The sequence below is a fragment of the Micromonospora sp. NPDC049359 genome, assembly GCF_044466585.1.
In the GTDB taxonomy this organism is placed as follows: domain Bacteria; phylum Actinomycetota; class Actinomycetes; order Mycobacteriales; family Micromonosporaceae; genus Micromonospora.
This window is the reverse complement of sequence record NZ_JBITMW010000013.1, coordinates 76,835-95,451: the sequence shown is the minus strand read 5'-3', so window position 1 is coordinate 95,451 and position 18,617 is coordinate 76,835. Positions and strand designations below refer to the sequence as shown.

At 73.2% G+C, this 18,617-nt stretch carries 17 protein-coding genes; 12 read left to right on the top strand and 5 right to left on the bottom strand.

Going from position 1 to position 18,617, the window contains the following annotated elements; all coding sequences use genetic code 11:
* Positions 1 to 59 precede the first annotated feature (59 nt).
* The 7 genes from ACIBTX_RS26490 to ACIBTX_RS26460 all read left to right on the top strand — a co-directional run bounded on the left by ACIBTX_RS26490 (position 60) and on the right by ACIBTX_RS26460 (position 7,442).
* Entirely contained in the window at positions 60 to 1,298 is a 1,239-nt protein-coding gene (locus tag ACIBTX_RS26490) for a beta-ketoacyl-[acyl-carrier-protein] synthase family protein (protein ID WP_357394229.1), read from the top strand.
* Between the two features lie 72 nt (positions 1,299 to 1,370).
* Positions 1,371 to 2,447, top strand: coding sequence for a 4-hydroxyphenylpyruvate dioxygenase (gene hppD, locus ACIBTX_RS26485; protein ID WP_357119072.1), 1,077 nt, complete (start codon positions 1,371 to 1,373; stop codon positions 2,445 to 2,447).
* Positions 2,444 to 3,355: a phytanoyl-CoA dioxygenase family protein gene (locus ACIBTX_RS26480; protein WP_357394232.1), complete on the top strand. Its 912-nt coding sequence runs from the start codon at positions 2,444 to 2,446 to the stop codon at positions 3,353 to 3,355. Before hppD ends, ACIBTX_RS26480 begins: the two co-directional genes overlap by 4 nt.
* 2 nt (positions 3,356 to 3,357) lie before the next feature.
* Complete coding sequence (locus ACIBTX_RS26475; protein WP_357119066.1) at positions 3,358 to 4,149, top strand: DUF3050 domain-containing protein; 792 nt, start codon at positions 3,358 to 3,360, stop codon at positions 4,147 to 4,149.
* Positions 4,146 to 5,117, top strand: coding sequence for a thiamine pyrophosphate-dependent dehydrogenase E1 component subunit alpha (locus ACIBTX_RS26470; RefSeq protein WP_357394234.1), 972 nt, complete (start codon positions 4,146 to 4,148; stop codon positions 5,115 to 5,117). Before ACIBTX_RS26475 ends, ACIBTX_RS26470 begins: the two co-directional genes overlap by 4 nt.
* Position 5,118: 1 nt before the next feature.
* A complete protein-coding gene (locus ACIBTX_RS26465) occupies positions 5,119 to 6,087 on the top strand; it encodes a transketolase C-terminal domain-containing protein (RefSeq protein WP_357170394.1) in 969 nt (322 codons plus the stop codon).
* Entirely contained in the window at positions 6,084 to 7,442 is a 1,359-nt protein-coding gene (locus ACIBTX_RS26460; RefSeq protein WP_357119057.1) for a hypothetical protein, read from the top strand. The genes ACIBTX_RS26465 and ACIBTX_RS26460 overlap by 4 nt, the downstream gene beginning before the upstream one ends.
* Before the next feature lie 71 nt (positions 7,443 to 7,513).
* On the opposite strand, the gene ACIBTX_RS26455 is transcribed toward ACIBTX_RS26460, so the two are convergent.
* The gene (locus tag ACIBTX_RS26455; RefSeq protein WP_357394236.1) at positions 7,514 to 8,206 is read right to left on the bottom strand and encodes an SGNH/GDSL hydrolase family protein; all 693 of its coding nucleotides are present in this window, start codon (positions 8,204 to 8,206) and stop codon (positions 7,514 to 7,516) included.
* 9 nt (positions 8,207 to 8,215) lie between these two features.
* On the bottom strand, positions 8,216 to 9,154 hold the full coding sequence (locus tag ACIBTX_RS26450; protein ID WP_357394238.1) for an exo-alpha-sialidase: 939 nt from the start codon (positions 9,152 to 9,154) through the stop codon (positions 8,216 to 8,218).
* 219 nt (positions 9,155 to 9,373) lie between these two features.
* Between ACIBTX_RS26450 and ACIBTX_RS26445 the strand changes: the two genes are divergently transcribed.
* Positions 9,374 to 9,940: a hypothetical protein gene (locus ACIBTX_RS26445; RefSeq protein WP_357394241.1), complete on the top strand. Its 567-nt coding sequence runs from the start codon at positions 9,374 to 9,376 to the stop codon at positions 9,938 to 9,940.
* Between the two features lie 3 nt (positions 9,941 to 9,943).
* Here ACIBTX_RS26445 and ACIBTX_RS26440 read toward each other — a convergent pair whose 3' ends face one another.
* Genes ACIBTX_RS26440 through ACIBTX_RS26430 form a run of 3 tightly spaced genes read right to left on the bottom strand, consistent with a single transcriptional unit; the run spans position 9,944 to position 13,657 of the window.
* Entirely contained in the window at positions 9,944 to 10,837 is an 894-nt protein-coding gene (locus ACIBTX_RS26440; RefSeq protein ID WP_357394243.1) for an aminoglycoside phosphotransferase family protein, read from the bottom strand.
* A gap of 49 nt (positions 10,838 to 10,886) precedes the next feature.
* Positions 10,887 to 12,101 carry an MFS transporter gene (locus tag ACIBTX_RS26435; protein WP_357394246.1) on the bottom strand — a complete coding sequence of 405 codons (1,215 nt, stop codon included), beginning with the start codon at positions 12,099 to 12,101 and terminating at the stop codon, positions 10,887 to 10,889.
* Positions 12,098 to 13,657 (bottom strand): AMP-binding protein, encoded by a 1,560-nt coding sequence (locus tag ACIBTX_RS26430; protein ID WP_357394248.1) that lies wholly within the window; start codon positions 13,655 to 13,657, stop codon positions 12,098 to 12,100. Before ACIBTX_RS26430 ends, ACIBTX_RS26435 begins: the two co-directional genes overlap by 4 nt.
* Before the next feature lie 286 nt (positions 13,658 to 13,943).
* Here ACIBTX_RS26430 and ACIBTX_RS26425 point away from each other — a divergent pair, with 286 nt between their 5' ends.
* The 4 genes from ACIBTX_RS26425 (at position 13,944) to ACIBTX_RS26410 (ending at position 18,615) form a co-directional block, all read left to right on the top strand.
* The gene (locus tag ACIBTX_RS26425; RefSeq protein WP_357119036.1) at positions 13,944 to 15,248 is read left to right on the top strand and encodes an SGNH/GDSL hydrolase family protein; all 1,305 of its coding nucleotides are present in this window, start codon (positions 13,944 to 13,946) and stop codon (positions 15,246 to 15,248) included.
* Positions 15,249 to 15,314: 66 nt separating this feature from the next.
* The gene (locus tag ACIBTX_RS26420) at positions 15,315 to 16,526 is read left to right on the top strand and encodes a cytochrome P450 (protein ID WP_357170415.1); all 1,212 of its coding nucleotides are present in this window, start codon (positions 15,315 to 15,317) and stop codon (positions 16,524 to 16,526) included.
* A gap of 9 nt (positions 16,527 to 16,535) precedes the next feature.
* Positions 16,536 to 17,522, top strand: a complete 987-nt coding sequence (locus ACIBTX_RS26415; RefSeq protein ID WP_357394251.1) for an alpha/beta hydrolase — start codon at positions 16,536 to 16,538, stop codon at positions 17,520 to 17,522.
* A complete protein-coding gene (locus tag ACIBTX_RS26410; RefSeq protein WP_396833132.1) occupies positions 17,515 to 18,615 on the top strand; it encodes an alpha-hydroxy acid oxidase in 1,101 nt (366 codons plus the stop codon). The genes ACIBTX_RS26415 and ACIBTX_RS26410 overlap by 8 nt, the downstream gene beginning before the upstream one ends.
* Positions 18,616 to 18,617: the final 2 nt, after the last annotated feature.

Genomic DNA, 18,617 nt, shown 5'->3' with positions numbered 1-18,617 from the left:
ACCAAGCAGCTCAGCCGCTCGGAGTCTCGCGCCGGCGCGGAGCGAAGCGGAGCGCCGGCGTGAGCGCGCTGATCACCGGGATGGGCCTGTTCTCTCCGGTCGGGCGGGGCGTCGAGGAGACCTTCGAGGCGTTGACGACCGGGCGGTCCGGGCTGGCCCGCCCACCCGAGGGCCATCCGGCGTCGGGTTCGCTGGACGTCGCCGGTCTGCTGCCCGACATCGACCCGCGCAGCGTCCTGCCCGGCCCGGAGAGCCGGGTGTTGGACCGGACCGTGGTCCTGGCGCTGCTCACCGCCGCCGACGCGCTCGCGGACGCCGGCATCGAGGTGGGCCGCGACGTCGACCCCTCCCGGATCGGCGTGATCGTCGGCGGTGTCGGCGGGCTGGCCACCCTGGAGTCGCAGGTGCTGGCCCGTGCGGCGCGGGGACGGTCGGCGGTCAGCCCGTACCTGCTCACCGGCATCCTGCCGAACATGCCGGCGGCGCGGATCGCCATCGCGTACGGCATCCGGGGTTACAGCTCGTCGGTCGGCACGGCCTGCGCCTCGGGGGCCCAGGCGGTCGCCGACGCGGTCCGGCTGATCCGGTGCGGGGAGGCCGACGTGGTGGTCTGCGGGGCCAGTGAGGCGCCGCTCTTCCCGACCTTCACCGACACGTTCGGCAACGCGCGGGCACTGGCCCGCGCCGGCGGCGACCCGACCCGGGCGAGCCGGCCGTTCGACACCTCCCGCAGCGGGTTCGTGCTGGCCGAGGGGGCGGCGCTGCTGGTCCTCGAACGTGCCGAGCACGCCGCCGCGCGCGGCGCCCGGGGGTACGCCGAGGTGGCCGGTTACGGCGCGACCACCGACGCGTACCACCCGACCGCCCCGCGTCCGGACGGCGCGGGCGCGGCGGCGTGCATCCGGGGCGCGCTGCGCAGCTCGGGAGTGCCGGCGGCGGCGGTCGGCTACGTCAACGCGCACGGCACCGGCACGAAGCTCGGCGACATCGCGGAGACCACGGCCCTCGCGGACGTGTTCGGCGACGGTGGCGTGCCGGTCAGCTCCACCAAGGCGCTCACCGGTCACCTGCTCGGCGCGTCCGGGGTGTTGGAGACGGCGGCGACCGCGCTGGCGCTCGGTCGGGGGTTGCTGCCGCCGACGTACCACCTCGACGACCTGGACCCGGCCTGCCCGGGTGACCACATCCGGGGGACGCCCCGCCGGTCCGACGCGGAGTACGCGCTGACCAACTCGTTCGGGTTCGGCGGCCAGAACGTGAGCCTGGTGCTCGCGCGGGTCGCCGAGCCGAGGAGGTGAGCGACGCGCATCCCGGGCTGGGGGCGTCCGGACGGCAACACGGGCGAAGCATGGGGAAGGGCACGTGACGACATGGACATCCGTGGTATCGACCACATCGAACTCTACGTAGGCGACGCCCGACAGGCGGCGTTCTGGTTCAGCACCGCCGTCGGTTTCCAGCTCTGCGGGCAGGGCGGCCCGGAGACCGGGCTGACCGGGCAGCGCTCGCTGCTGCTCTGCCACGGCGACATCCGACTGCTGCTCACCTCGGGGCTGAGCGTCGACCATCCGGCGGCCCGGTACGTGCACCGGCACGGCGACGGCATCGCGGTCGTCGCCGTCGAGGTCGACGACGTCGTGGGCGCGTACGCCGAGCTGCTGGCCCGGGGTGCGACGGGCGTGACGCCACCGACCACCCGCACCGGCGCGGACGCCGAGGTGGTGACCGCCGAGGTGCAGGGCTTCGCCGACGTGCGGCACCGCCTGGTGCAGCGTCGGGGGAGTCGAAGCGAGTTCCTGCCCGGGGTGATCACGCCGACGCCGCCGGGGCCGGACGACGCCGAGGCGGTCCTCGCCGAGGTCGACCACCTGGCGGTGTGCGTGCCGCCCGGGGAACTCGACGGGACGGTCCGGCACTTCGAGGAGCTGTTCGGCTTCGCGCAGATCTTCGAGGAGCACGTCGAGGTCGCCGGCCAGGGGATGAACTCGAAGGTGGTGCAGAGCCCATCGGGCCGCGTCACCGTGGTCCTGCTGGAGCCGGACCGTACCCGCCGGCCTGGGCAGATCGACGCCTTCCTCGACCAGCATGCCGGTGGGGGCGTGCAGCACCTGGGGCTGCGCACCGACGACATCGTGGCGGCCGTGGAGTCCCTCGGACGGCGGGGGGTTCGCTTCGCCGGCACCCCCGGCGCCTACTACGACACCCTCCAGGCACGAGTGGGTCGGGTTGACGCTCCGCTGGACCGCCTGCGTGAGCTGGGGGTCCTGGTCGACTCCGACCACGGTGGACAGTTGTTGCAGATCTTCGCCGAGTCGATGCACGTGCGCCGCACGCTGTTCCTGGAGCTGATCGAGCGGCGGGGCGCGAGCGGCTTCGGCAGCGGCAACATCAAGGCGCTCTACGAGGCCAAGGAGCGGGAACTGGCCGCGCAGGGGGTGGGGGCGTGAGCGCGCTGACCGCCGCGGAGCAGGCGCTGCTGCCCTCCGACGAGGACGTGCGGCACTACGCCGAGCACGGCTGGTACCTGTCCAAGAAGATCTTCACCGATGACGAGGTGGAGGCGCTCGCCGCCGCCGCGCGGCGCTACTACGACGGCGAGCGGGATCGCCGGCTGCCGGTACGCCCACCGAAGCTCGCCTACTGGGAGCCGTCGAACGGGCCGGTACAGCGGCACAACGACTACGTCCACCACGAACACGACGGGCTCGGCGCGATCCTGCGCAAGCCGCTGCTCGGCGCGGTGGCCGCCCGCCTGGCCCAGGCCGACGAGATCCGTGTCTTCCAGTCCACCCTGATCCTCAAACCACCGATCGAGGGCGAGCCCAGCAACATCGTGCCCTGGCACTTCGACAAGCACTACTGGGCGTCCTCGTCGTCGGAGAAGATGCTCACCGCGTTCATCCCCCTGCACGACTGCGGGGAGGAGATGGGCACCATCACGATGGTCGACGGCTCGCACCTGTGGAAGGAGATCGGCGTCGACGACACCGTGGTGCGGCACTTCGCCGACCGGGAACGGAGCCAGCTCGAGGAGATGCTGGCCGAGAACGCCGCGCACAACGGCGCGGAGATCCGCAAGATCCCCATGGTGATCCCGAGGGGACACGTGAGCTTCCACCACTGCCGCACCTACCACGGCAGCGGCCCCAACGTCAGCGGTCGTCCCCGACAGGCGGTCTCGCTGCACCTGCAGGACGGCGACAACGCCTGGCGGGAGTATCCCCTCTCGGACGGCACGCTCGCCGCGTACAACCACGACGTGCTGGTCCGCCGCACCCACGAGGGGCGGCCGGACTACGCGGACCCCGACTACTGCCCGGTCATCTGGCGCGACCGCGCCCAGCAGGGAGGTTGACAATGTCACGGTACGACTGGGGTAGGACGCACCCGGGCATCGAGCGGCTGGAGGCGGCGGTGACCGAGCGCCGCGACGCCGTGGTCAAGCACCCGCTCTACGCCAACCTGGACACCCACCAGGCGCTGGTCACCTTCATGGAGCACCACGTCTTCGCGGTCTGGGACTTCATGTCCCTGTTGAAGTCGTTGCAGCGGCAGCTGACCTGTGTGAGCGTGCCGTGGATCCCCACCGGCCCGACCGGCAGTCGCCGGCTCATCAACGACATCGTCATGGTCGAGGAGAGCGACGAACTGGGCGAGGGCTACCTCAGCCACTTCGAGCTGTACGTGCGGGGCATGGCCGAGGCCGGCGCGGACACCACCGCCGTGAACGCCCTCGTCGACCTGCTGCGCGCGGGCCGGCCGGTGACCGACGCGCTCGCCGAGGCGGGGGCGCCGGCGGCGTCCGCCCGGTTCGCCGCGACCACCTGGCAGATCATCGAGTCGACCCCGGTGCACTGCCAGGCGGCGGCGTTCGCGTTCGGCCGCGAGGACCTGATCCCCGACATGTTCACCCAGGTCGTCACCGTCAACGAACGCAGCAACCGGCTGCACACGTTCGTCGACTACCTGGAACGGCACATCGAGGTCGACGGCGAGCAGCACACGCCGATGGCCATGCAGATGCTCGCCGACCTGTGCGGCGACGACGACGCCAGGTGGCAGGAGTGCGCCGACACGGTCAACACCGCCCTCGCCGCCCGCGCCCGGCTCTGGGACGACATCCTCGCCGCCATCAAGGGCCTGGCGTGAGCGACGCCGATCCGGTCCGGCTCTACCGCACGGTCCGGCTGATCCGCCGGTTCGAGGAGCGGGCGGTGGAGCTGGTCCACGGCGGGCAGATCGCCGGCGGCATCCACCCGTACCTCGGTCAGGAGGGGATCGCCGCCGGCGTCTGCGCCGCGCTGGGCGTCGACGACGTGCTCGCCGGCACCCACCGCGGGCACGGGCACGTGCTGGCCCGGGGCGCGGACCCGGCGCGGATGCTCGCCGAGCTGTGCGGCCGGGTCACCGGCCTCAACGCCGGCCGGGGCGGCTCGATGCACGCCGCCGACCTGCGCATCGGCGTGCTCGGCGCGAACGCGATCGTCGGCGCGTCCGGGGCGATCATCACCGGCGCGGTCTGGGCCCGCCGACGGCAGGGCCGGGACACCGTCGGCGTGAGCTTCTTCGGCGACGGCGCGGTCAACGAGGGGATGCTGCTGGAGGCGTTCAACCTGGCCGCGCTCTGGCGGGTGCCCGTGCTGTTCGTCTGCGAGAACAACGGCTACGCCACCACCATGCCGGTCGGCGGCGCGGTCGCCGGCAGCATCGCCGGCCGCGCCGCCGCCTTCGGCATCCCGGCCGTCCAGGTCGACGGCCAGGACCCCGAGACGGTACGCACCGCCGCGTCCGCCGCCGTCGCGCGGATGCGCGCCGGCGGCGGCCCGGAGCTGATCGAGGCCCGTACCTACCGCTTCGACGTCCACCACACCTTCGAACACGCGGTACGCCTCGACTACCGGCCGCCCGACGAGGTGACCCGGGGTCGGTCCCGGGACCCGGTGGACATCCAGGGCGCCCGGCTCACCGACGGCGACCGGGCAGCCGTGGACGCCGAGGTCGAGGCGACCCTCGACGAGGCGGTGCGGTTCGCCCTGGCCAGCGCGCACCCCGAGCCGGCCGACGCGCTCGCGTACCTGTACGCCAGCGGCCTGACCGTCCGCACCGGAGGTGGTTGAGGTGCCCCGACTGTCGTACCGGCGGGCGTTGACCCGGGCCCTCGCCGACGAGCTGGCCCGCGACGAGACGGTGTTCCTGCTCGGCGAGGACGTCCAGGTCGGCGCGTCGCTGGTGACGACCGGGCTCGCCAAGCGGTTCGGGACCGACCGGGTCCGCGACACACCGCTGTCCGAGCAGGCGTTCACCAGCTTCGCCACCGGGGCGGCGCTGGCCGGGCTCCGGCCGGTGATCGAGTTCCAGATCCCGTCGCTGCTGTTCCTCGTCTTCGAGCAGATCGTCAACCACGCGCACAAGTTCCCGCTGATGACCGGCGGGCAGTGCGCGGTGCCGGTCACCTACCTGGTGCCCGGTTCCGGGTCGCGCACCGGCTGGGCCGGGCAGCACTCCGACCACCCGTACAGCCTCTTCGCCCACGTCGGCGTGGTCACCGTCGTACCGTCCACCCCGGCCGACGCGTACGGCCTGTTGGTCACCGCGATCCGGCACGACGACCCGGTGGTCGTGTTCGCGCCGGCCGGCGCGATGGACGTCCGGGACGATGTCGCCGAGCTGGAACCGGTGCCGCTGGGGCGGGGCCGGGTGCACCGACCCGGCGACGACGTCACCGTGGTCGCGGTCGGGCACCTCGTGCACGACGCGCTCGCCGTCGCCGACGAGCTGGCCGACGAGGTGTCGGTGGAGGTCTTCGACCCGCGCACCCTCTATCCGTTCGACATCGACGGCGTCTGTGAGTCGGTGACGCGTACCGGCCGCCTCGTCGTCATCGACGACGCCAACCGCTCCTGCGGCTTCGCCGCCGAGGTCATCGCCTCGGTCGTCGAGCGGGTACGGCTGCTCGCCCCACCGCGCCGGGTGACCCGACCCGACGGCGCGGTGCTGCCGTTCGCCCCCGCCCTGGACCGGGCCGTGCAGCCCGGTCGGGAGCAGCTCGCCACCGCCATCCACCTGACCATGAAGGACGGCTCATGATCGACCCGAACTATCCCTGGCCGTCGGCTGACGGAGCGTGGACGGACCTGCCCGAGCCGGCCCGCCGGGCCATGGTGGCCACCGGCGCAGCCGCCTGGGAGCGCGTCTTTCACGGCCGGGCCACCTACAACAAGCAGTGGCGGCTGGCCCGCCCCCCGGTGCTGGCCGCCGACACCTGGCGGGAGCTGAACGACGTCTGCGACCGGCTGGCCCAACTGATCCTGGAAGCCTGCCGCCGCCGGGTGGACACCGCCGGCGAGCTGCGCCGGTTGCTCGGCGTTCCGGCGGGGGAGACCCGCCTGCTGGACGAGTCGGAGCCGCTGACCGAGGCGCTGCTGGCCGCGTACCGGCCGGATGTGATCTTCACCGACGGCGTGCCGAAGTTCGTGGAGTACAACATCGACAGCAGCCTCGGGGGAGGGTTCGACGCAGACACCGTCATCCAACGGTTCGCGCAGCTCTACACCGAGCACGGGCTCCTCGACGGCCTGCCGCTCCGGGCCGCGCCGTCCCTGCTGGACCAGCGGTTCGTGGCGATCCGCGACGAACTCGACCTGCCCGAGGGCGCCCGGCTGGCCCTGTTGATGGACTTCGACGCCGACTACCCGGGCCTGGACGATCCGGAGACGTTCATCCGGATCCTCAGCCCGCTCGCCGTCCGGGCCCGGGACTTCGGCCTCGACCTGGTCATCGCGCCCCTGTCCAGCGCCACCCTGGACGCCGACGACCGCCTGGTCGTGGACGGCGCGCCGGTCGACGCGCTGTTCCGGCTGTTCGTGCCCAACCGGGTCACCCCGACCGCCGGTCTGGACGCGGTGGCCGGCGCCCTCGCCGCCGGCACCCTGCCGATGTACGTGTCGTCGGCGGCCTGGCTGCTCGGCAACAAGACCACCTTCGCCTGGCTGTGGGAGGACGTCGACACCCTGCCCGCCGACGACCGGACGCTGATCCGCCGGCACGTGCCGTACACGGTGCCGTTGACCGTCGCGGTGCTCGACCGGGCGATCGCCGAGCAGGCCTCGCTGGTGGCGAAGCCGGCGGACGGCTCGGCTGGGCACGGCGTGCTGATCGGCCCCGAGCTGAGCCCGTCGGACTGGGTCGAGGGTCTGCGGGCGGCCGTCGACCGGGGCGGGGCGATCCTGCAGCAGTACCTGCCGGCCGACCGGGTGCCGATGGACTTCGTGCAGATCGAGACCGGCGAGACGGTCACGGCCGACGTCCCGTACAGCCTGGCCCCGTACCTGTTCGGCCGAACGGCCTCCGGCGGCCTGGCGCGGGTCGGCTACCCCGGTGGCGACGGCATCCTCAACCTGGCCCACGGAGTCCTCCTAACCGGAATCCTCCTGTACAACTAACCCGGTCCTTTCTGCGTCGATCATGAAGTTGTTGCCTCGACACGCCGATGACGGCGGCGATAACTTCATGATCAACGAGGTCGGGGTGAGCCTCGGAGGTGGCGGGACAGGGCACGGAGGGTTTCGGCCGTCGCTATCGCGTCGCTGCGGCCGCTGCCGTGGCGGCCATCGGTGCTGTAGAGGGTCGCGTCGGCCGTGAGCGGATGGTCGGTGAGGTGTACGTGGATTGTTCCGAGGTGTTCGGCCAACCGTCCCGTGTGGGCGGAGAGGCGGCGCATCCGCTCGCCTAGGCCGGCCCACATGTGCTCGGGGACGGCCGGGCTGTGCGACACGTCGAACATGCCAATCGTGATCACGTCCGCGCCCACGTCCCGCAACGCCTCGATCATCGCGGTCAGCTCGACGTCGACCGCGTCCGCGTCGTACGCCGGATGGAAGGCGTCGTTGCCGCCGCAGACCACCAGCGCCAGGTCCGGTTCGGCGACGAGCGCGGGAGCGAGCTGGGTGGCCCGTACCTGGTGTGCGCGCAGACCGCGCCGGCCCAGATTCACGTACGCCAGCTCGGGGCGTACGGCCCTCAGCTCGGCGGCGAGGCGGTCGACCCACTGCACGTCCGGGTAGCCCGGTGTCGGCTCGCACATGCCCTCCACGACGCTGTCGCCGAGTGCCACGAACCGTCGCCACGGGTGGTCGTGCAGCAGTTCGGCGGCCTCGCCGGGACGCAGGCAGTACGGGTCCGTCGATTCGCTCGGCGTCGATGGCATGCCGGCACGCTAGCCGACCACCGCCTCCTCGGCCAGGCTCACCTCGGCCAGGTACACGCAGGTTCGCTCCTCGTGCGAGGAGTAGTAGCTGACCCACAGCCGGTCGTCGTGCCACACCAGACCGGGGTAGCTGGTGTCGCCGCCGGAGGGCAACGCGACCAGCTCGGTCAGCTCACCGCGCTCCTCGTCGACGGCGCAGATCGCGGTGCGGACGTCGCCGTCGAGCAGGCGTACGCCGGCGATCAGCCGCCCGTCGGGCAGCCGCCGCAACGAAGGGCCGCCGACCCGGACGCCAAGGTCGGTCCAGGTCCACTCGCGGTACGGCGGGTGCGCCCGACCGAGCCGCGCGGTGGCGTCGTCGCCGTCGCGGCGTAGCAGACAGTGCGCGGTGCCGTCCGGGGCGAAGGCCAACCCGGACTCGTTGGGGTAGCCGCCCTCGAACAGCGTCGGCACCCACGGCCGCAGGTCGAGCCCGTCGACGCTGCGGTAGAGCCGGGCGAACCTCGGCCCCCGGGTGGCGTAACCCACGCCGTACATGGCGTCGTCGTGCCAGGCGGCCTGCCACACCCACACGTCCGGCTCACCGACCGGCGTGGGCTCACCCCAGGTGTGGCCGTCGTCGGACATCCAGGACAGTGTCGTGAACGTCCCGGTCCGGGTCGCGGCCAGCAGTTGCAGCCGCCCGTCGGGGCGTGCCACGAACCGTGGGTCGCGCAGGTCGCCGGCCGCCCGGATGACGGCAGCGGACCTCCACGCCCGTGCGTCCGTAGAGGTCAACACCCGGATCACGCCGTCGTCGGAGAGGTGGCCGTCGGCCTCGCGGAACGCGCAGAACCACGTACCGGCATGCCGGACGAGGTCGGTGAACGCGCTGTGCGGCGCGCTGTCGCCGATCCGGTGTACGGCGACGACCTCGGCGCTGGTGCGACGGGTGGATGACGACGTCATGCGCGACGGGCCTCCTGGCGCTGGTGGGCGGAACGTCCCGGTGACGACGGACGACGCTAGCCGCCGCCGTCGACGCCCGGACGGCCGTGCGGCGAACGCAGGACGAACGATGGCGTGTCGGAAAGGCGTCGTTGGCGGTGGCGTCGGCGCGCTGGGCCGGGGCCGGTGGCGGCGGCCGGTCACGATGACGGTGGGACGCGGCGGTCGGGAGGTGGCAGCGTGCTCACATCGTTGCTGCAGCAACTGGCCAGCAAAATCGTCGAGGAGATCCTCAAGAGGGTCGTCGAGTGGCTCGCGCCGAAGGCGCTGGGGTCGGTGCCGCACGCCGCCTCGCCGAACTGCCCGCGCTGCGGCGGGTACGGGGTGGCCCGCTGGACGCCCGGCGGGGTGTGGCCGCTCTTCGTGCCGTCCCTGCTCACCTTCACCTGGGGCTTCGCCGGTCTGCTGCTCGGCGTGCCGGTGCTGCTGTTGACGGTGGTCGGCGCGGTGGTGTCCGGCGCGGTGACGCCGGCCCTGGTGGTCCTGCTGGGACTGCCGGTCGTCGCCACCGTCATGCTCCTGGGCGCGTTCGGGCTGGCCCACTACCACAGCTACCCGCCGAAGCGTTGCCACCGCTGCCACGGGAGCTGGCCCCGGCGGACGCGCGAGGAGTACCTGCGGTCGGCCCAGCCGGTGTTCGCCTGCGCCTGCGGTCAACGGCTGCGGGTGCCCCGGACCGTCGCGTCGCGGCTGCGCTGCCCGCGCTGCCACGCCGAACACGCCACCCCGGCGGCGGCCGGCCGCTGACGCTCAGGGGCGCTCGGCGAGCAGTTCGTCGATCACGCGGCGGGAACCGGCGGGGTCGGGACCGTCCAGGGTGATCAGCGCCTTCCACAGGGCCCAGCCGCGCCCGCGCGCCCAGGTGCCCGCGTCGACGTCGAGCGCGTCGCGGAAGGCGGCCCGGCTGTCGCCGTGCAGCAGGGTCCAGGCGATCACCGTGTCGCAGGCGGGATCGCCGACGCCGCAGCAGCCGAAGTCGATGACGGCGGCGAGCCGGCCGTCGCGGACCAGCAGATTGGCGTACGCGACGTCGCCGTGGAACCACACCGTCGGGCCCGACCAGGTGGCATCGAGCGCGTCCTGCCAGATGGCGGTGACCGGGTCGACGTCGAGCCGGTCGCGGTGTGTCTCGATCGCCGCCCGGGTCTCGGCGTCGTAGGTGGACAGCGGTCCTCCCCGCCAGAAGCTGTGCGGGCCGGCCGCGGGGCCGTCGGCGGCGTCGACGGCGCGCAGGGCCCGCAGGAAGGCGGCGAGGTCCGTCGCGAACCGGGTCAGGTCGTCGATCCGCTCGGGGCGCGCGGTGTGCCCGTCGATCCAGCGGTACACCGACCAGGGGTACGGGTAGCCCGCTCCCGGCCGGCCCTGGGCCAGCGGCACGGGGATCTCCAACGGGAGGGCTGCGCGGAGCACCGGCAGCCACCGCTGCTCCTTGGCTACCTGAGCTACATACCCCTCGTCGCTGGGCAGCCGCACGGTCATCTCGTCGCCCAGGCGGAAGGTGCGGTTGTCCCAGCCGCCGACCTCGACGGGGCGTACGGGCAGGTCGGCCCAGCACGGGAACTGCTCGGCGACCAGGTGCCGTGCCAACGCGACGTCGATCAGTGGGGCGGCCGGCTCGTCGGTGTGCGGTGCGGGTGCGCTCATCCGCCCGAGCCTGCGGGCGCCGTTCCCCGTGCGCAACCCAGTTTCGCGGTCAGGACGTGGTGACCGGGGTGGGCCGCGACGGTGTGGTCATCCGGGCCAGTAGGGGCAGCGCGGTGACCGACAGGCAGGCCGCCGCCATCAGCAGCAGCGCCGGGGTGAGGCCGAACGCGTCCACCGACCAGCCACCGAGGAGCGCGCCGACCGGCAGGCCGACGAAGGCCAGCGAACCGGCGATGCCGAGCACCCGGGTCTGCAGGTCCGGTGGCACCCGCTCGTACAGCGCCACCCCGAGCAGCGGGTTGACCGCCGCGATGCCGATCCCGGACAGGAAGGTCACCACGAGGACGACCGGCAGTTCGTCGCTGATCGCCAGGGCGACCAGTCGGGGTGTGCCGGCGACCGTCGCCCCGATCAGGAACGTCAGCCGGCCGGGCAGCCGGGGCCCGAGCGCGGTGAACGCCACGTTGCCCAGCAGCGCGCCCGCCGAGAAGGCCGCGAGCACGAGCCCGAGCCCGCTCGGACCGTGTAGTTCGCGGGCGACCCAGAACGGGATGTAGACGGCCACGCTCGCGTTGGCCACCATGTTCAGCGCCGAGACGACCACCAGCATGCCCAGCAGCGGCCGGTCCCGACCGAGGTAGCCGAAGCCGTCCCGCAGCGCGCGGAGGTAGCCCACCGGCGCGGCGGGCGTCGCCGGGGCGGCCGGCGGGCGAACCAGGAGACCGATGAGCAGCGCGCAGATCGCGAAGCTGGCCGCGTCGATGAGGATCGCCTGGGTCACCCCGAACGCGGCGATCAGCACACCGCCCACGGCCGCGCCGAACAGCGTCACCACCCGGCTCAACCCGTCGTACGCCGAGGTGAGGCGGATCAGGGGCACCCCGGCGGCCTCGGCGACCGGCCGGAACATGACGTGCTTGACCCGGTCGCCGATGCCGCGCAGCGCCCCGGCAACCGCGACCAGCGCCACCAGGGGAGCGAAGCCCAGCCACGGGGTGAGCGCGACGACGACCATCGCCAGGGCGCTGCCGGCGTCGCAGAGGATCGACGTCCGGCGCAGGCCGATCCGGTCTGCCCAGGGCGTGCCGAGGGCACTGGACAACAGGTACGGAAGTGTCTCGGCGAACGCGACCAGACCCATCTTCGTCGGGCTGCCGGTGGTGACCAGCACCAGCCAGGGGATGGTCACCACCGAGATGCGGGTGCCCAGGTTGGAGATCAGGTCCGCGCCGACCAGGACGACCAACTGCCGGCGGGGGGTCACGCCCCGACCGCCGCCGCCCGCCGCGCGGCGTACTCGGCGCGCAACGCCCGCTTGTCCACCTTGACCGACCGGTTCACCGGTAACCGGTCGACGAACTGCACCCCGACCGGCGCCCACATCTCGTTCAGGTCGGCGGCCACCAGGTCGATCAACTCCGTCGCCGTGACCGTCGCGCCCGGCGCGGGCACCACGTACGCGTACGGCGCCTCGCCGACCTCGTCGTCCGGCACGCCGATCACGGCGGCCGCCCGCACCTGCGGGTGCCCCGCCAGCACGTCCTCGATGGGGCGGCAGAAGATGGCCCAGTTCCGCCGGTGCGTCACGATCATGTCGTGCGCCCGGTCGACCAGGTAGAGGTAGCCGTCCTCGTCGAGGTGGCCGATGTCGCGGGTGCGGACCCAGCCGTCGACGAGCGTCTGCGCGGTCAGCTCGGGCTGCCCGTGGTACCCGGCGAAGCTCAGCCGGCTCCGCACCCACACCTCGCCGTCCTGGCCCGGCGGCAACACCACGCCGTCGTCGTCGCGGATCTCGATCCGCACGTCGCCGTAGGGACGCCCGCAGGAGCGCAGCCGCTCCGGGTGCTCCGGGTCGTCGGTCAGGCCGGGCAGCGCGGTGATCACGACGGCCTCGCTGAGGCCGTACACGATGCGCAGCACCGGGCCGAACCGCGCGATGGCCTGGCGCAGCCGGGCGGGCGCGGCGGGCCCGGCGCCCACGTTGAACATGAACATGGCCGAGAAGTCGGCGTCCACCAGCGTCGGATGGTCCAGCAGCTCGTAGAGCATCGGCGGGGTCACGAAGGTGGAGTTGATCCGCTCCCGTTGCACGGTCGCCACGAACGCCGTCGGGTCCCAGTCGTCGCGCAGGAACAGCACGCCGCCGGTGAACAGGTTGAACAGGGTGGTGATCTGGCCGCTGGCCAACCACATGGGCGAGTGCGACAGATGCCGCAGCAGCGGGAAGCCGGCGGCGCGGAAGTCGGCCGCGAGGGTGAGGATCTGGGCGTAGAAGCTCTCGGTGTGGTGCACCAGCTTCGGGGCGCCGGTGGTGCCGCTGGTCTGGAGGAACGACTCCGGCGCGCGGACCTCCGTCGTCGGCGGCACGGAACCGCCCGGGTCGGCGGTGAGGTCCGGGCCCGCACCGCCGGGGCCCAGGCAGCACACCGGTACGCCGGGCAGCGCGGCGGCCAGCTCCGGCCCCAGGCTGGCCGGGTCGCGGGCGTCGTAGACCAGGGCGTCGGGGCGGGCCAGCCGGACGAACTCGTCGACCTCCCGGCGGGCGGTGACCGGGGCGACCCACATCGTCCGGCACCCGAGCAGGTGCAGCGCGAGCTGGAGCAGCGGCCCCTCCACGGCGTTGCCCATGGTCACCAGCACCGCCGCGCCCGGCCGTACGCCGTGCCCGGTCAGCGTCGCGGCCATCGCGCGTACCCGCGCGGCGGCCTCGGTGTAGGTCAGGCGGCGGCCACCGCCGACCAGCGCCTCCCGATCGCCGAAGTCGGCGAACAGGTCCAGCGCCCGGTCCACATAGGTCGCGTGTCCGGGTCCGTCAGTCATCCGGCAAACCCCCATCGCAGGAGAGCGGCGGTCTCCGGGTCGGTTTCCCGGTGACGTCGCGGGCGGTGGGCGCGCGTTCGGCGACCGCACCGCCGCCGCCTGCGAGCCTAGGCCGACGGAGACGTGCCGGGACCGGGCCGACGGGCGAAACCGCAGGCCCGGCGGACATTTGATCGCGTCGATCAGTTGATTGACGCCCGTCATCGGCGGCGGCTAGGTTTCTGGACCATCGTCCAGGCGGGAGCCGTCAGCGGACGGCCCTGGGCTGCCACACGATGGAGGTTCCATGTCGACCCCGAAGAGATGGCATGTCGTCACCGCCCTCGCGGCGCTACTGGTCACCGGAACACCCGCCGTCGTCGCCATCGCCGGCGGATCCTCCACCGTCGCCGATCGTCCGGACCGGGGCGAGTGGGCGGGCAGTTGGGCCGCGGCGGTCACCCGGGGCAACTCGGTCGGCCTGACCAACACCGGTCTGAACGACCAGAGCGTCCGGATGGTCGTGCACGTCTCGGTGGGCGGCCCGGCGCTGCGCGTACGACTGAGCAACCTCTACGGCGAACAGTCCGTTCGGGTGGGTCGCGCCACCGTCGCCCGACCGAACACCGCCACCGTCGACGACGTCTCCGACATCGACCCGGCCTCGCTGCGCCCGCTGACCTTCACCGGCGCCGCCTCGGCGACCATGAACCGGGGCGCCGAGCTGCTCAGCGACCCGCTGACCTTCGCCGTCGCCGACGACAGCGACCTGGTGATCACCCTGCACTTCCCGACGCCGACCGGGCCGACCACCTTCCACGGGCAGTCCCAGCAGACCAACTTCATCGGCGCCGGTGACCTGACCGGGGCGGCCGACGGAGCCGGTTTCACCATCCGGCCCACCTGTTGCTGGTTCTTCCTGTCCGGCGTCGACGTGCAGCGCAAGGGCACCCCCGGGGCGCTGGTCGTGCTCGGCGACTCCATCGGGGACAGCAACGGCAGCACCGTCAACGCCAACCGCCGCTGGCCCGACCTGCTCGCCGACCGGCTGCTCGCCGACCGGCCCGACCGTCGCACCCCGGGCGTGCTCAACCTGAGCCTGGCCGGCAACCGCCTCAACCACGAGGGCACCGAGCCGGGCGCGGGCGACTACCCCGGCTACTTCCAGCTCGGCCCGAACGCGGCGGCCCGCCTCAACGAGGACGTCTTCGCCCAGACCGGGGTGCGGACCGTCGTCACCCACCTCGGCATCAACGACATCTGGATGTCCAACGACTCGTCCGAGGCGATCATCGCCACCCTGCGGCAGATCAACCAGCAGCTCCAGCAGCGCGGCCTGACCAGCCTGGTGGCCACGCTGACGCCGTACGAGGGGCACGGCGCGCCAGGTGTGTGGACGCCGGAGAAGGAGGCCACCCGGCAGGCCGTGAACGCGTACCTGCGCGGCAGCCGGGAGTTCGACGGACTGCTCGACTTCGACCGGGTGCTGCGTGACCCGGCCAAGCCCAGCCAACTGCTGCCCGCGTACGACTCGGGTGACCACATCCACCCGAACGACGCCGGCAACAAGGCGATGGCCGACGCCGTGCCGATACGGCTGCTCGGTCTGTGACACCGCCGGGGGCGGCGGGCCACCCCGCCGCCCCCGGAGCACCGACATCCTGGGGAGGAGTACGTCGTGACGGTGCAGGACCTGCTCACCGGCCTCTACAGCGAAGAGGGCCGCCAAAATCCGTACCCGTGGTACGCCCGCCTGCACCGGCTCGGGCCGGTCAGCGCGGTGCCGCCGCGCGCCGAGCACCGCACCGTGGCGGCGGTGGCGGTCGGCTACGACCTGATCGACGCGATGCTGCGCGATCCACGGTGGACCAAACAGCCACCGCCGGGCTGGGAGGAGCACGAGATCCTGCGCACCTTCCAGACGTCGATGATGTTTATCAATCCGCCCGACCACACCCGGATGCGGCACGTCTTCTCGCGTACGTTCACGCCCCGTCGTCTCGGCGCGTTGGAGCCGGTGATCCTGCGCGTCGTCGACGAGCTGCTGGACCGGATGGCCGACGCCGGCGACAGTGTCGTCGACTTCGTGGCCGACTTCGCGTACCCCATTCCGGCGCTGGTCATGGCCGAGTTCATCGGCATCCCGGCGGGGGAGTTGACCTGGTACCGGGATCGGGTGGAGCGTATCGACGAGTTCCTGGACGTGGCCGGCAAGACCCCGCAGCGGCTGGCCGCCGCGAACACCGCAGCGCAGGAGCTGCGGGCGTTCTACCGGGAGCTGCTGGCGCACCGCCGCCGTACGCCCGGCGAGGACCTGATCAGCGCCCTGGTCGAGGCGGTCGGTTCGGGCGAGGTGGAGCTGACCGAGGAGGAGCTGATCAGTAACCTGATCGTGCTGTTCAACGCCAGCTTCGTCACCACCGTCTACATGTTCAGCAACGGCCTGCCGCTGCTGCTGGCCCACCCGGGGGCGGTCACCGCGCTGCCCACCGACGAGGCCCTCGCCGCCGGGTGCGTCGACGAGGTGCTGCGCCTGCAGAGCCCGGTGCACTTCCTCGCCCGGGCCGCGCCCGAGGACACCGTGCTGGCCGGCGTGCCGGTCGCCGAGGGGGACAACGTGCTCATCATCATCGGCGCGGCCAACCGGGACCCGGCGCGGTTCCCCGACCCGGACGTCTTCGACCCGACCCGCGCCGGACCGCCGTCACTGGCCTTCGGGGTGGGCCTGCACTTCTGCCTCGGCGCGGCGGTGTCCCGGCTGGAGGGACGCCTCGCGCTGCCCCGCCTGTTCGCCCGGTTCCCCCGGCTCGCGGTCACCGAGACCCCGACGTACAGCGGCAGCCTCTTCCTGCGCGGCATCGACAAGCTGCTGGTCAGCACCGGCGGATAGGAGATCAGCATGGCCCTGCACCCGGAGGTGGCGGCCTACCGCGCCGCCCGCGCCGCGGCGGGCACGCCGCCGCTGTACACGCAGACCCTCGCCGAGGCGCGCGCCGCGGACCTGGCCGCGATCCGCGCCGGCGGCGGCGCGGTCGAGCAGGTCGCCGAGGTACGCGACGAGCACATTCCCGGTCCGGGTGGTGACCTGCCCATCCGGGTGTACCGGCCGGCCGGGTCGGGTCCGCTGCCCACCCTGCTGTACTTCTTCGGCGGCGGCTGGACCCTCGGCAGCATTGACACCGCCGACGGGATCTGCCGTCGGCTGGCCAACGCGGTGCCCTGTCAGGTGGTGACCGTCGGCTACCGGCTCGCCCCGGAGCACCCCTTCCCGGCCGCCGTGCACGACTGCCACGCCGCGACCGTCTGGATCGCCGAGAACGCCGACCGGTTCGGTGTGGACCCGACGCGGCTGGCGGTGGGCGGGGACAGCGCCGGTGGCAACCTCGCCGCCGCCGTGACCCTGCTCTGCCGCACGGACGGGCCCGCGCTGGCCGCGCAACTGCTCGTCTACCCGAACACCGACATCGGCGGCGAGGCGTCCGGCCCGGTCGGCGACGACCCGACCCTGTTCAACCGTCACTCGGTGGCCTGGTACCGCACGCACTACCTCACCGACGCCGAGCAGTCGCGGGACCCGCTGGCGTCACCGCTGCGCGCCGACGACCTGTCCGGCCTGCCGGCGGCCCTGGTGATCACCGCCGAGCTGGACCCGCTGTGCGCCGAGGGGCAGCGCTACGCCGAGCGGTTGGACGCCGCCGGCGTGCCCGTCCGCGTCGACCACTACCCGGGCATGATCCACGGGTTCTTCGCCATGCCCGGCGTGTTCACCGACGGCCGGCACGCGCAGGACAGCGCCGCGGCGTTCCTGCGGGACCGGTTCGGTGTGTCGCCGAATCGGGAGGCGGCGCCGGCCCAGCCGGAGGGCACGGGGGTACGCGGTGGTTGAGCGGGTGCTGGCCGACCGGCCGGTGACGTTCGCCGACTACCAGGAACAGGCTCGGGCGGTGCTGGCCCCGGACGTGTGGGACTACGTCGCCGGCGGCGGCGCGGCCGAGGTGACCCTGGCCGCCAACCGCACCGCGCTGGACCGGGTCGCCGTGCTGCCCCGGGTGCTGCGCGGCAGGGATGCGGTGGACACCGGCGTACGGCTGCTCGGTGAGCCGTACGCGCTGCCGGTCGGGGTGGCGCCGATGGCCTACCAGCGGCTCGTACACCCGGACGGCGAGGCAGGCCTCGCGACGGCGGCCGGCGCGGCCGGCGTGCCGTTCGTGGCGAGCACGCTGAGCAGCACGCCGATCGAACAGATCACCGCGACCGGCGCCCACGTCTGGTTCCAGCTCTACTGGCTGCGGGACCGGGCCCTGGTCCGCGACCTGCTGGACCGGATCGTGGCAGCGGGCTGCCGTGCCCTGGTCGTCACCGTGGACGTCCCGGTGCTCGGCCGACGCCCCCGCGACCTGCGCAACGCGTTCCGGCTGCCGCCGGACGTGGTCGCCGCGAACCTGCCGTACGGCAGGGACACGCTCGCCCACGCGGGCGTCCCCGGCGTCTCGGCGATCGCCGCGCACACCGACGCGTCGTTCGAGGCGGCCCTGCGCTGGGCGGATCTGGCCTGGCTGCGCGAGCACGTCGACCTGCCGCTGGTCGTCAAGGGGGTGCTGGACCCCCGTGACGCGGTCGAGGCGGTACGGATCGGGGCGGACGCGGTGGTGGTGTCGAACCATGGAGGCCGGCAGTTGGACGGCGCCCCGGCCAGCGTCACCATGCTGCCGGAGGTCGTCGACGCGGTCGGCGACGGTGGTCAGGTGCTGCTGGACAGCGGCATCCGGGGCGGCACCGACGTGCTGCGGGCGCTGGCGCTGGGCGCGGCGGGCGTCCTGGTCGGCCGGCCGCTGCTCTGGGCGCTGGCCGTCGGGGGGCGGCGCGGCGCGCAGGACGCGTTGGCGCTGCTCGCCGCCGAGGTGCGGGACGCGCTCACCCTCGCCGGCTGCGCCGACCCGGCGGCGGCGGCCGGGCTACGGACCCTCCGGACGGGCTGAGC